This window comes from Sphingobacterium sp. UME9 (assembly GCF_014170215.1).
In the GTDB taxonomy this organism is placed as follows: Bacteria; Bacteroidota; Bacteroidia; order Sphingobacteriales; family Sphingobacteriaceae; genus Sphingobacterium; species Sphingobacterium paramultivorum.
In genome coordinates, this window is the sequence record NZ_LZZP01000009.1 from 198,884 (window position 1) to 211,975 (window position 13,092).

A 13,092-nucleotide genomic window follows, 5' to 3' on the forward strand; every position below is an offset into this window, starting at 1 on the left:
AAATATGTCCCATGAAAAGAATAGGAACATTCATTTTGACAACGTGCATGTTTGCAACCTCGCAGCTCACGTTCAGTCAAAACAATATACAAAATAGGATTAGTTCTATTTTGGAAAGCAATAAAGTTGGACTACCAAATGGTTGGACACTAACCCCTGTTGGGAAACAAATAGAACTCGGAGATTTACCACTGAACTTAGTTATCAATCATCATAAAAAGCTTGCAGCTGTCAGCAACAATGGACAAAGTACACAAACAATAGATCTTATCGATCTAGCTTCACAACGAAAAATCGATAGTATTGCTATACCAAAATCTTGGTATGGTTTGGCCTTTTCGAGCGATGATAATACACTGTATGCTTCTGGAGGACATGATAACATGGTCAGGATCTATAAGATCAACGGTGGAAAAATTGCATCCAAAGATTCTATTGTTCTTGGCAAGCCATGGCCCAATAAAATAGGGATAGCGGGATTGGCTGTAGATGATAAAAACAAACAGCAATTATACACCGTCACCCGAGAAGATAAAAAACTATATGTCGTAGACTTAAAAACCAAAGCAACGAAAGCAACTTATGATTTGGGAGCTGAGGGTTATACCTGCCAGCTAACACCTGATGCAAAACAACTCTATATCAGTGTCTGGGGTGGAGAAAAGATTTTAGTATGGGATGTTACACAAAATAAGATAACCAAAGAGATCCCTGTAGGTAGCCACCCAAATGAAATTACGTTTAGTAAAAATGGTAAATGGCTTTTTGTCGCCAACGCAAATGACAACTCGGTATCCATAATCGATACCAAAACAGGCGCAGTGGTAGAAACATTGAATGCGGCATTGTATCCTAATGCTCCAAGTGGATCGACCAGCAATGGTGTTGCTTTGTCCACAGATGGTAAAACCCTTTACATAGCCAATGCAGACAACAATTGTTTAGCAGTATTCGACGTAAGTAAGCCTGGCCGATCTATTTCGAAAGGATTTATTCCAGTGGGCTGGTATCCAACGAATGTAAAAGTAGTCGGTACAACAATTCTGGTTACAAATGGTAAAGGCTTATCATCCAAAGCTAATCCACAAGGCCCTAATCCGACAGACCAAAAGGAAAAAGTCGATCGTCATGCGGGCGACCTCAACAAACCAAAAGAGATACAATATATTGCTGGTCTTTTTAGGGGAACGCTAAGCTTTATACCCGATCCTAAACCAGAAGAACTCGCCCTATATTCTCGTGCGGTATACCGGAATACGCCTTATTCGAAAGAAAAAGAGCTGCAAACAGAGGGTGAAATCGGCAACCCTATCCCAATGAAAGTTGGAGAACCCTCTCCGATCAAATACGTATTTTATGTTATCAAAGAAAATCGTACCTATGATCAAGTTCTAGGTGATGTTAAACAAGGAAATGGAGACACTTCACTTTGTTTATTCGGCGAAAAAATCACACCTAATCAACACAAAATTGTCAATGAATTTGTACTTCTAGACAATTTCTATGTCGATGCGGAAGTTAGTGCGGATGGGCACAATTGGAGTATGGGCGCTTATGCCACCGACTATCTCGAGAAAACCTGGCCATCAAGCTATGGCGGTCGCGGCGGTACTTATGGAGGAGAAGGGGAACGAGAAATAGCCAACAATAAAGGCGGGTTTATTTGGGATAATGCCAAGCGACATCAGGTATCTTATCGCACCTATGGTGAATTCGCAGACAAAGGAAAACCTAACGTAAAATCTTTGGAAGGGCATGTTGCCACTGGATATACAAGTTATGACTTGAGTGTTGCCGACACCACACGTATAAGACAATGGAAAGCTGATTTTGATCAACTCATCCAAAAAGGAGAAATGCCTCAATTGACAACCATTCGGATCAGCAATGACCATACGGAAGGGATGCGTGCCGGCAAAAAGTCCCCTTATGCACATGTAGCGGACAATGATCTCGCTGTTGGGATGTTTGTCGATCATATCAGCAAGAGTCCAATCTGGAAAGAATCTGCGATCTTTATACTGGAAGATGATGCCCAGAATGGTCCTGACCATGTGGATGCACACCGTAGTCCGGCCTATTTGATTAGCCCCTATGTAAAAAGAAGATCTGTAGATCACACCATGTATTCAACCTCAGGGATGATTAGAACAATAGAGCTGATTTTAGGAATGAAACCCATGACGCAATACGACGCCGCTGCAACACCCATGTGGCGATCGTTTAGCACTAGCCCCGACTATACTCCATTTGACCATATCGACGCAAATGTAGATCTCAACGAGCGCAATCCAAGTAAAGGAAAACTAGCTATATGGAGTGACAAATATGATTGGTCGAAAGAAGACGCTGTACCTGATTTGGTGTTCAATGAAATTCTATGGCAGGGACTTAAAGGTGAATCCGCTCCAGCTCCAAAAAGAGCCGCCTTCCTAAAGGTAAGCGAAAAAAAAGAGGATGATGACGATTAATGTATATTTATAAAATCACAATGGTCAGCAATAGTATCGAGATTACTGCTGGCCATTGATCAGTATCCTAACTACTCTCCCTTTTTGAGAATCCCCCGAGCAACTCCAGCATCGATCAATTTTTCTGCATATTCCCACAATACTGCTGAGCCATCCTTAATGACAGATTTTTTTGCATAAACCTTTTCATAATTTACACCAGGTTCATTCCAGGTTCCACCATTATTGGAACTATTCTGTAAAAGTGGCTCCAATCGATCCATCGCTCGTGCGAACTGTGCTTCTGGCGTTTGACCAGCTTCAAATTCTTCCCAGATCGCAATGAGTTCCTCCGCTTGCTCCCCAGGCAAAATTCCAAAAATCCGCTGAGCTGCCAAACGCTCCGCACCTGTATTGGTATGATTTTTTTCGGTATCATAGATAAAAGTATCACCAGCATCAATTTCGACGATATCGTGTATCAATACCATTTTGACTACCTTCAATAAATCCACTGATTGATTTGCGTGTTCTGAAAGTACAAGAGCCATGAGGGCAAGATGCCAACTATGTTCAGCGTCATTTTCGGGACGGTCACTATTGAAAAGTTTTGTCCTGCGCTGGATATATTTAATCTTATCGATCTCCTTAATAAACTCGATCTGTTGTAATAATTTGTCTGAAAGCATCATCCTGAATCACTTATACAATTGAATAATACATAAAATTACTCTTTTTGAGCCACAGCCTACTTGTCATTTGGCAAATTCATTCAAACCATATATTATTGACACCCATCGGACAATGTAAACTACCGAAATAATCGCAACATTTATTAAATTTGATTGACATCAAATCCCATTGTGATTTATGAAAAAAATAGGCTTTTTATCTTTTGGCCATTGGTCCAAGCATCCCGCATATAGTACGCAGACCGCAAGCGATACTTTATTGCAATCCATCGATCTAGCAGTAGCTGCTGAAGAAATAGGCATAGATGGTGCATATTTCCGTGTACACCATTTTGCGAATCAGCTAGCATCTCCTTTTCCTCTATTATCGGCCATTGGAGCCAAAACCTCCAAAATTGAGATCGGCACCGGTGTCATTGATATGCGCTATGAAACCCCCCTTTATATGGTGGAAGATGCCGGAGCTGCAGATCTAATCTCCGGGGGTAGATTGCAGCTCGGCATCAGCAGAGGATCGCCTGAACAAGTAATAGATGGTTGGCGTTACTTTGGTTACAATATCAACGAGGGCGAAACAGATGCTGATATGGGAAGGCAAAAAGCATTGGAATTTTTAGAAAAACTTAAAGGAATTGGTTTCGCTGAACCAAATCCCTATCCAATGTTTCCAAACCCGCCCGGTTTGCTGAGACTCGAACCCCATTCGGAAGGGTTACGTGATCGTATCTGGTGGGGAGCAGCATCGAATGCCACGGCTGTATGGGCTGCTCAAAACAAGATGCACCTGCAAAGTTCCACTTTGAAATATGATGAAAATGGCAAACCTTTTCATATTCAGCAGGCCGAACAAATACGTTTATACAAAGAGGCCTGGAAGGAAGCAGGGCACCCTGGTGAACCCCGCGTTTCGGTCAGTCGATCCATATTCGCTCTGGTCGATGATTTAGATCGTTATTACTTCGGGCAAGAGGCTGACAAAACAGATAAAATTGGGGTAATCGAATCGGACAAGCGGACGATTTTTGGGCGAAGTTATGCCGCAGAACCAGATCAACTCGTGAAAGAACTAGCGCAAGATGAAGCAATACAGGAAGCAGACACGCTATTATTGACCATTCCAAATACGCTAGGGGTCGACTACAATGTCCACATTCTTTCAGCCATTTTGGAACACGTAGCTCCCGAACTTGGTTGGCGTTAACTCCGCTCTTGTATGATAACGAACATTCGCTACAAAACAAAAATTGCAGTCATTGGTGCGGGTCAGGCTGGACTTTCTGCTGCTTATCATTTGAAGAAGCTCGGACTTAAAATCGGGCCGGATTTTATCATCCTGGATGAAGCCTCTGCACCCGGAGGAGCCTGGCAATTTCGCTGGGACTCCCTTACCTTAAGTACAGTCAATAAAATACACGATTTGCCCGGCATGTCGTTTGAGGAGACTTTATCAACAAAAGGGGCGGAAGTTCAAGCCAACACCGCTGTTCCCCATTATTTTAAACTTTATGAAGAAAAATTTGAACTTCAAGTATATCGACCAGCTAAAGTAGAAAAAGTCTACATGTACCAAGATCGCTTTCATATCGATACGGCAGAAACTCTTTTCTCAGCACTCGGTATTATCAACGCCACCGGAACATGGGAAAACCCCTATATCCCTACCTATCCAGGTGCAGAATTATTTCGGGGCGAGCAACTTCACACAAAAGATTTTAAAACTGCAGAGTATTTTCGTGGCAAACATGTTATTGTTGTTGGAGCCGGTATTTCTGCCATTCAGCTATTGGACCAAATCTCGAAGGTTACAACGACAACCTGGGTAACACGACGACCACCTTTATTCAGAGAGGGGCCATTTGATGACATGGCCGGGCATAATGCTGTTGCTATGGTAGAAGAACGTGTACGATTGGGGCTTTCACCTTTGTCTGTCGTTTCCGTTACAGGCCTCCCCTATTCTACAGAAATCCAGGAGATGGAAAAACGGGGTGTCCTTCAACGTTTTCCAATGTTTCAAGAAATAACCGAAAAGGGGATCAAATGGGACGATGGAACAGAACAAAAAGCAGATGTTATACTTTGGAATACAGGTTTTAAAAGTTCATTGAGCCATCTAGACCCAGTGCTACCAAAAGAAAAACAGGGCGGCATTCAAATGGCAGGCAGACTAGCGACCATGGTCGCTAAAGAACCAAGAATTCACCTCGTGGGTTATGGTCCATCAGCATCGACAATCGGTGCAAACCGTGCAGGTAGCGCCGCAGCTAGAGAACTTCTAAAAACGCTTTCAGCAGCCGAACTGAACACAAATACATTTAGTGGAAACCAGCTATAATGATAGTTTCAATTTTGAATACAATAATAATTTGAGTACAATAATAAAAAGTCAATTTATTTTGTACGCTATTTAACAACAGTACGAATCTTAAAAATTAAAACCACTATTGTCACAGTTCACTGAAACAAAGGCACACGACAGACGATCAATAATACGCACCAGCACAGCTTAATTGATATGAGACATTTCAAACAGCCATTCCGTACAAAAATAATAAACCAGCGCTGGAAATTGTTGCTGGGACTATCCGCCGTTGCATTCTTTAGTTGTAACTCGCACATCAAGCATGTGCAATTACCGGATTCTTTTCTAGTCTACCAGGAAATCGATAGCCTAAAAACTTCGAATTACAACCTGATAGAACAAGATTGTTCTTTTATAGCAAATAAGCGTTATAGATTTTCCGTCTTTAAAAACGACTCAGTGTGTTTCTTTCAGGTCGAAAAGCTGCAAAATAATCAATGGCACCTCATTATGCGAGATATGGATTATCGGACCAATAATTCAGGATTATCGTTTACAGATCAAAATAAAGACGGTTTTGAAGATATTGTATGGAACAAGAAGTGGCAAGAACATGCCTATTTATTTAATCCAAAGGTTGAAAACTTTATTGAGATAGGTGAATACCACAATAGCAGACCACTTAAAATCAAAGGGAAAACCATGCTTTATAAGCATAGTTTTCCTATTCAGTATTTCTGGAACGAAGAGAAATCCATGAACTCAATTTGCGGAGAAATCATCGAAACACATTCCGAACTCTTTGCGATTGATGAAAATTATCAGAAAATCAGCATCGCAACCTTGGATAATTTCGACAGTTATGATTATCCCTCGGTTGACAGTTGCGTGCAGGCTATTAAATGTTATACCCCTCCCTACAGGGGACGTTACAGCAAAATAAGCATTTGGAATGTTGGGACAGCAGTGGATTCAGTCGTTTTAAAAAGTGACCTGATTCATTACAACCCTTCATTGGATTCAAATTGGATTGCCAATTATTGGCAAAATAATTATGTTAAATTACTGGAACATGCACAATTATTTCAGGTGAGAAGAAAAAATCCCCTTTTTTATTTCAAATAAGTCGGATTGCATGCGTAGACTTTAGATATACCATGATATTACAAATCCGCTAATGAAAATCCTAGGGCAACTCCATCTTATAATAGATTTTTCAGTATATTTAAACGTACAACAGGTCGTAATCAAAAGCCAACAAAGTTAATTGATGAATTCTCAAATTATCAGCCCTGATACATCCATTACATTATTCGTAAAGGCGATCCTGGTATTTGAAAGTCAGAAAAATGATCGCGTCAACTTACCTTTTTATGCTGATGGTTACCCAGGTCTATTGTTTCAACGATGCTATGGTGATTTTACAATCAAGCCTCATGATAAAAAGATGCCGACGATTTTTCTCTATGGTCAGACAATAAAACCAATTTCAATAGATGTAACAGGGCCTTTTCAGATTATCGTTTTTCAATTTTACCCATTTGTATTACGCCGATTTTGGGGTATCTCGCCCGAAAGCATAAACGACGGCTGCTATGATCTAGATGCTCCTTCAAATAGAGCCTTCCACCAACTAAGCAGTACATTATCCTCATCTTCAAAAGCTGAAAACAGCATCCAACTATTAACACAATCGCTCCTCAGCTTTTTCGATAGCAAGAAATATAACATAGATTTTTCGATTCAGCGAGCAATTCTCGAAATCATCGAAAAAAAGGGCCAAATCATTATTAAGGAAATTGCAAAAAAAGAAGCATTGAACATCCGAACTTTTGAAAGAAGGTTTTTCAAGGAAACTGGGGTGTCCGCTAAACAATTCGCTAAAATGGTACAGTTTCAGGCCGCTTTGAAACAGCTTAGTAGCAAAGATTTCCAAAAGCTAACGCAAGTAGTTTATGAAAATGGGTTCTCCGACCAATCGCACTTTATTCGTGTCTTTAAGACTTTCACAGGAACAACGCCAACATCATTTAACAAAAAATAGGTTACTGTCGTTTTTATTCTATATTGACTCACTGTTTATCACAACTTTTGTATTGTCTAAGGGCGAGCTCAACGAAAGTGTGTAATTTCTTAAAGCCTCAACTTCTTCGAAAGATTTGCTATAAGAAAACAATGCTTTGATAAATTAGAGCACCTAGAGAATTAGGTTCAGTAAAACATTGTACATCAAAAAAAATATAGACATGAAATCGCAAGACATCATTTTAGCGCTGGCAACAATATTTTCGGCTATCATATCAGGCTTGTTTTTTTCGTATACCTTTTCGGTCAATTTGGGTCTACATAAACTCAACGATAGAGCCTTTTTGATGGCCATGCAAAATATCAATAAAGAAATACTAAACTCAGCTTTTTACAGCTGTTTTCTAGGCGCACCAATTTTGTTATTCATGGCTACCATATTATTTTTTGATCTGTATTCACCAAAATTTTATCTAATCCTAGCTGCATGCCTAAGCTATATTATTGGTGTATTTGTGGTTACAGGCACGCAAAATGTACCCTTAAACAATCAATTAGCCTCGATAGACCTATCGATATCTTCAGAAAAATCGTTAAGACTTGCACGTGACGCCTTTGAAAAACCCTGGGTATTTTGGAATAACATCCGAACTTGCTCTTCTTTACTTACACTCACTTGTTTAGTTATTAACTTGGTCTTTTTTAAATGAAAAAATTGATCATAACATTGGGCTAATAGTATAAGATCAAATCCCTTACAACCTGTTTACAGACATTTCCGCCGAAATAAAACTTGAGTTTATCATTTACCTATCTCTTATAGACGAAAAAAAGCCCAAGGCATACGAATTTAAATTCATTCCCCCCGAATTTAAATCAAGTACTAAAACCTCTTCCTCAATACCTTACTTTTATAAAAATTGATCAACGGATGTTATTGAATGTGAGCTTAAATCATCACGAAGGCATGTATATTGATGATTCAAAGAAATCTTCAAGAAACTGCCAAAACATAAATGAGCAGAAGTTGTCTATCAATAAAAAGGGTCTTTACAATTAAAAAAGGAGCATAGCAGTATGAAGTATGTTATGCTCAAAATAATATACAATTAATGAAATTTTTCCCCATGAAAACAAAACACTTAATTTCGACATCATTGTTAGTATCTTCTGCCATAGCGTTGTTCACATCTTGCAATGGCAGTTCTGTGGATACGGTAAAAGCTATCGAATCAAACTATGACAATCAAAACAAAACCATTACGTTAACAGGTGAATTTGATGCACCATCCTTTACATTCTCATCAGGTAAATCAAAAACTATGGCCATGAATTTCGTAGTTAAATCCCATGCATTTAGTTCTGAAAAATTCACTGCATTCAGCGTTATATTACCTGTAGGGACAGAAAAAAACAATGTTTTATTTGAAATTCCCGCAGATCAGAAAAATTATACGCTTAAGAACTTTTATGTATTTGACGATAAGGGAGAAAAAATCAATCTAGATTCCCATACAACCTTCAAGATGAAGGGAACCGTTCACTACAGTGAAATGGAAAAACCTGAAACTGAACGGGAAAAAGATAATTTTTCCTATAAAATAACCGATGTAAGCTTTGTAAAAGACTAAAATTAACAACAATTGATAGCATAAGAAATAAAAAAGCCAGATTTCAAAACCTGGCTTCAAAAATAAACATATGATGATTAGTAAATGGTAAGTCCATAGGTACAACTTAGTAAATAGTTCGATTTATTCAAAAATGCCTCCACCCCGCCCTGACAACCTACGCACATGTACCTATTATTTCAATTGAACGCCACGGACATGCCTGAATAATGAGCAACCAATATTCTCGTCACGTTATCAGCCTTCTTAACGTTAAATATATACTAGGAGCGCCAAGACAGCACGCAACAACATGTCCGCATACGTTCAATTTATAGTCAAATATAGAAATAAAAACTAATATAATTAGTTTTTATTTCTATATTTTTTAGCAAACACATAAAGACTTGATACGGAGAACTTTCAATTTAATAGCGGGCGATTAGATTAATTTATCGCACATATAGCCGAAACAAAAAGGTCCACCTATAAACGTTGATATGAAGAGACGAACCACCGAAACGATCATATGCTGAGTTAGGCTGTTCCTAAAGCGAACGGCTAATATCTACAACATTAAAAATTTGGTCAACATCATCTAAACTTACTTCAAAATCCGGGTATCTTGTTTTATCAGCATTTAGCGAACGAAGGGTAAGAATTCCGTTATTGACATCATGATGAGCAATTTCTTTGATAATAACTCCTTCATATTTATGTACAACAACCCAATAACGATATTTGTGGGTATGAAATTTTGATTGCCATAACTCCCTTTTAATCAAACGTCCCGTCACAATATCGCCGTCCAATACACTTGCATCGGTTCCATCGGTCATACTATCACCACTAACTTCAAAAGAACGATAGGCACCTTTATGAAACTCATTGACCGTAATAAAATGTGCCGGTAAATCGTCCATATATTCAGCATCAGAAAAGCCAGACAAATACCCGGCTTTAGCTTTCTCTGTCACAAGTTTTGTCTGCATCAAATATCGTCCTGGGGAAACTTCAAAAAATATATTATTCTTATTTTCGTCAATAAACTTGACGTCCTCCGAAAAATACCCTATTGACTTACCGTTACCAATACTAAGCATTGCTATCGTGTCGGGGTGCATTAAAGGAGTTACCGCTACTCTTTCACCTTTTCCATATAACAACCAGTCATACTGAACCTGAGGAAAAGCCGCTTGAATACGTGTTTTCATCGTAAGTCCAATAGGATACTCTCCTTTTTTAATACGCGAGTACACCTGTTCGCGTACACCCAATAAAGACGCGAATTCACGGTTAGTAACGCGCATCTCCAAGCGTAAAACTTCAAAGTTATTATTTGGATAAGTTTCCATAGTCGATCGGGTATTTAACAAATGTTACACAAATATATAATAATCTGACACTAAGTTACACAACTTATTAAACCTAAACAAACAGACAATCAAAATAAAACAATAAAAACCTAATTACCAACAAATTATAGTTAAACAAATAAGTTTATATTTTCATAAAAAAAGTAAAAATATGCTTTTAATAAACTTGTGTGATTAACAAATTTGTTTAACTTTGTTTAACATCAATAGACTATATTAAATTCATAGAATAGACGAACAGGGTAATAAGTAAATTAGCTATTCACTGGATTTGCAATTAGCGAGACTAAAATCAGTTCATACTTAAAGATAAAAAGAAAATGGAACAGCTCATGACACAACATCCTAGACAGCACATTGTTTACGCAGTAGATTATCATCAACGACAAAAACACAACAGTAATTTAAAAAAAGAAGAAAGCAGTACAATAACCGACAAAAATAGCTCACAAGGTATGAACTCACTATATTATTCATTCATCATGAGTTTCTTGAAAGAAAATCATCCTGAAATACTAAAATCCATCGATAAGATATATGAATCTGACCTTTCCAAAATCAGTCAAGTAATTGACTGCTATTGTCAATTTGTGGGTATACCTTCTCAACAGATTATGGGTGAATATATCAATTATAAGGATATTCAGCATCGTTACAAAGCTATCGCCGTTGTTCTACGTATTTTTCAGCCGGAAAAATTAGATAATCTGAAAACAAAAGTAAAAAGTAGCATATATAAGGAACTTGGCCCTTATTTGAAAATAAATAATGACACATTACAGAAATCTATCATCTGTGCTTGCAATCAATTTGACCTCTATCGTGATTTCAAAAAGGAAATTAAACAGATTGCCAATTATTACCTTATTGACAGGCATTTCGATGGGGTTTAGTATTATTTGTACAATCACACCAGTTCTGCTAATTCGGCAATTCTGCCCGGTTCCAAAAATATAGTCCTTGAATTTTAAATACTCAAGGACTATTTTGTGCTTCTTATCTGAATTGCATTAAAAATAATAGTAACATTTTTTAATCGGAAACTACCAAGACTCAACAAACTTACGTTTCTTTATCCACCAAATAATCAAACCGACCAATACACCGCAACCCATTAAAAAATAAAGAAGGCTTGACACCGCTGGTTTTGAAACCTCTTTTGATTGTGCTTTGCGTAGCTCCATTTTCGTTTCAATTTGTTGACGACTTTCTACCTTCTGAGCTTTCCAATTGGTATCGAACCTACTCTCAAGCTGCAGCTTTTCAGAATAATGTTCCTTTTTCGTATAGACTTTTCCCTTATGTAGCTGAACAGCACCATCCTGCATAATCTGGATCCCTTCACCTTCAATTTGCATCACATATCCATCTGTTACTAAAGCCTCTTTATCTGATCGAACAATTTGTTTATGTTCCGTGTGCTGTGCTATAGTAGCATAATTGGTATTTTTCTCTTTGATACCAAACTCTTGTGATCCCTTGGTTTTTTCAACCTTTCTAAACAAACCGCAGCTGCTAACCAGTAGCAGCATTGCGATTATCTGTAGTGTATTCTTCATTTTTAACGCGCTTTAATTCAATCTGTAACCTATTATGAAGTTTCACGAGATCATCATATTTCACTTGCAAATCCGCTAAGGTCTTAGCGCAAGACGTACGTTCGTCATTTGCCAAACGTAACCCTTCATTAAGATCTTCAATGATCGTCCGTAATTGCTCAATATCTTTCTCTAATCTATTGGCATATCGTTCCCATTTTTCAATTACCTTTCCGGCATTCTCAACATTTGTTGCCTCCACTTCAGCTTGCTGCTTGGGCCTTCCAACAAAATACCCCCCTACAGCTGTCACTACAGGGATAATCAATTTCTCCAAAATCTCAAGTAATTCCATTATAACTTCCTTTTGTTAACGGTTTAAATTTTTCCCAGGGAAACTGCATCCCTGGATCCTCCTTTCTTCCAGGCGCAATATCCGAATGCCCCAAAATCTCCCGAATTGAATAAGTACGGACAATTGTTTTACACACAGCTATCGCCACATTGATCTGTTTTTCGGTATAGCTCTCCGTACCCTTATTTTGCAATTCAATTCCAATGCTACAATTATTCAAATCTCTTTGACCGGCCCAGGTACTAAGGCCCGCATGCCAACATTTAATATTAAATGGGGCCAATTGCGTTATAACACCATCACGGCTGATATGAAGATGGGCGGAAACCTTGCTCCGGGAATCAGTCATCCAATCAATTGCACTCGTTGCATTGGATGCACCATCGTAGTGCATAATAATATAAACGGGTTTAATAATTCCACCTTTGTTTGGTGTATCTCTATAAGAAACACCGATCAATTTGTTTTCTTTAATTTCCATATCACGAACTTTTTTTATGACTTAACCTGTTTCTACGCTAAAAAAATTGCCATTGTGTATTAAAAAAGGGAAACACACTTTATCAATCGTCATTTAGCTTCTATTTTTATACAAAGTTAAGTGTGATCCTTTGTCGCAGAACGGACTATTAGCTGGATGTAAGCGGTAGGTTACAGATACCGAATATTACACAGAATTTTCTTCGGTGTACGCGTTCACCAAAAGTGAGTTTAACAGGACTAACTCTTCATAGTCCCCTCAAA

General features: G+C 38.3%; 13 protein-coding genes. 8 read left to right on the top strand and 5 right to left on the bottom strand.

Annotation, left to right across the window (positions count from 1 at the left end):
- Positions 1 to 11 precede the first annotated feature (11 nt).
- On the top strand, positions 12 to 2,471 hold the full coding sequence (locus A9970_RS14110; protein ID WP_182982756.1) for a glutaminyl-peptide cyclotransferase: 2,460 nt from the start codon (positions 12 to 14) through the stop codon (positions 2,469 to 2,471).
- A gap of 71 nt (positions 2,472 to 2,542) precedes the next feature.
- Here A9970_RS14110 and A9970_RS14115 read toward each other — a convergent pair whose 3' ends face one another.
- On the bottom strand, positions 2,543 to 3,142 hold the full coding sequence (locus A9970_RS14115; protein WP_259655399.1) for an HD family hydrolase: 600 nt from the start codon (positions 3,140 to 3,142) through the stop codon (positions 2,543 to 2,545).
- A gap of 178 nt (positions 3,143 to 3,320) precedes the next feature.
- On the opposite strand from A9970_RS14115, the gene A9970_RS14120 reads away from it, so the two are divergent.
- From A9970_RS14120 to A9970_RS14145, 6 genes are all read left to right on the top strand, one after another.
- Entirely contained in the window at positions 3,321 to 4,343 is a 1,023-nt protein-coding gene (locus tag A9970_RS14120; RefSeq protein WP_182982757.1) for an LLM class flavin-dependent oxidoreductase, read from the top strand.
- Between the two features lie 12 nt (positions 4,344 to 4,355).
- Positions 4,356 to 5,477 carry an NAD(P)-binding domain-containing protein gene (locus tag A9970_RS14125; RefSeq protein ID WP_182982758.1) on the top strand — a complete coding sequence of 374 codons (1,122 nt, stop codon included), beginning with the start codon at positions 4,356 to 4,358 and terminating at the stop codon, positions 5,475 to 5,477.
- A gap of 180 nt (positions 5,478 to 5,657) precedes the next feature.
- Positions 5,658 to 6,569: a hypothetical protein gene (locus A9970_RS14130; RefSeq protein WP_182982759.1), complete on the top strand. Its 912-nt coding sequence runs from the start codon at positions 5,658 to 5,660 to the stop codon at positions 6,567 to 6,569.
- A gap of 145 nt (positions 6,570 to 6,714) precedes the next feature.
- A complete protein-coding gene (locus tag A9970_RS14135; RefSeq protein WP_182982760.1) occupies positions 6,715 to 7,488 on the top strand; it encodes an AraC family transcriptional regulator in 774 nt (257 codons plus the stop codon).
- A 202-nt stretch (positions 7,489 to 7,690) separates the two neighbouring features.
- Positions 7,691 to 8,179: a DUF1772 domain-containing protein gene (locus A9970_RS14140; protein WP_182982761.1), complete on the top strand. Its 489-nt coding sequence runs from the start codon at positions 7,691 to 7,693 to the stop codon at positions 8,177 to 8,179.
- Positions 8,180 to 8,596: 417 nt separating this feature from the next.
- Positions 8,597 to 9,100, top strand: a complete 504-nt coding sequence (locus A9970_RS14145; protein ID WP_075991373.1) for a hypothetical protein — start codon at positions 8,597 to 8,599, stop codon at positions 9,098 to 9,100.
- Between the two features lie 527 nt (positions 9,101 to 9,627).
- Here A9970_RS14145 and A9970_RS14150 read toward each other — a convergent pair.
- Positions 9,628 to 10,434 (bottom strand): LexA family transcriptional regulator, encoded by an 807-nt coding sequence (locus A9970_RS14150; RefSeq protein ID WP_182982762.1) that lies wholly within the window; start codon positions 10,432 to 10,434, stop codon positions 9,628 to 9,630.
- A 341-nt stretch (positions 10,435 to 10,775) separates the two neighbouring features.
- On the opposite strand from A9970_RS14150, the gene A9970_RS14155 reads away from it, so the two are divergent.
- Positions 10,776 to 11,348: a hypothetical protein gene (locus A9970_RS14155; RefSeq protein ID WP_075991371.1), complete on the top strand. Its 573-nt coding sequence runs from the start codon at positions 10,776 to 10,778 to the stop codon at positions 11,346 to 11,348.
- Between the two features lie 150 nt (positions 11,349 to 11,498).
- Here A9970_RS14155 and A9970_RS14160 read toward each other — a convergent pair whose 3' ends face one another.
- Genes A9970_RS14160 through A9970_RS14170 form a run of 3 tightly spaced genes read right to left on the bottom strand, consistent with a single transcriptional unit; the run spans position 11,499 to position 12,829 of the window.
- Positions 11,499 to 12,014 carry a hypothetical protein gene (locus tag A9970_RS14160; protein ID WP_182982763.1) on the bottom strand — a complete coding sequence of 172 codons (516 nt, stop codon included), beginning with the start codon at positions 12,012 to 12,014 and terminating at the stop codon, positions 11,499 to 11,501.
- Positions 11,971 to 12,348, bottom strand: a complete 378-nt coding sequence (locus A9970_RS14165; RefSeq protein ID WP_182982764.1) for a hypothetical protein — start codon at positions 12,346 to 12,348, stop codon at positions 11,971 to 11,973. Before A9970_RS14165 ends, A9970_RS14160 begins: the two co-directional genes overlap by 44 nt.
- Entirely contained in the window at positions 12,335 to 12,829 is a 495-nt protein-coding gene (locus A9970_RS14170; protein ID WP_182982765.1) for an N-acetylmuramoyl-L-alanine amidase, read from the bottom strand. Before A9970_RS14170 ends, A9970_RS14165 begins: the two co-directional genes overlap by 14 nt.
- Between the last annotated feature and the right edge of the window lie 263 nt (positions 12,830 to 13,092).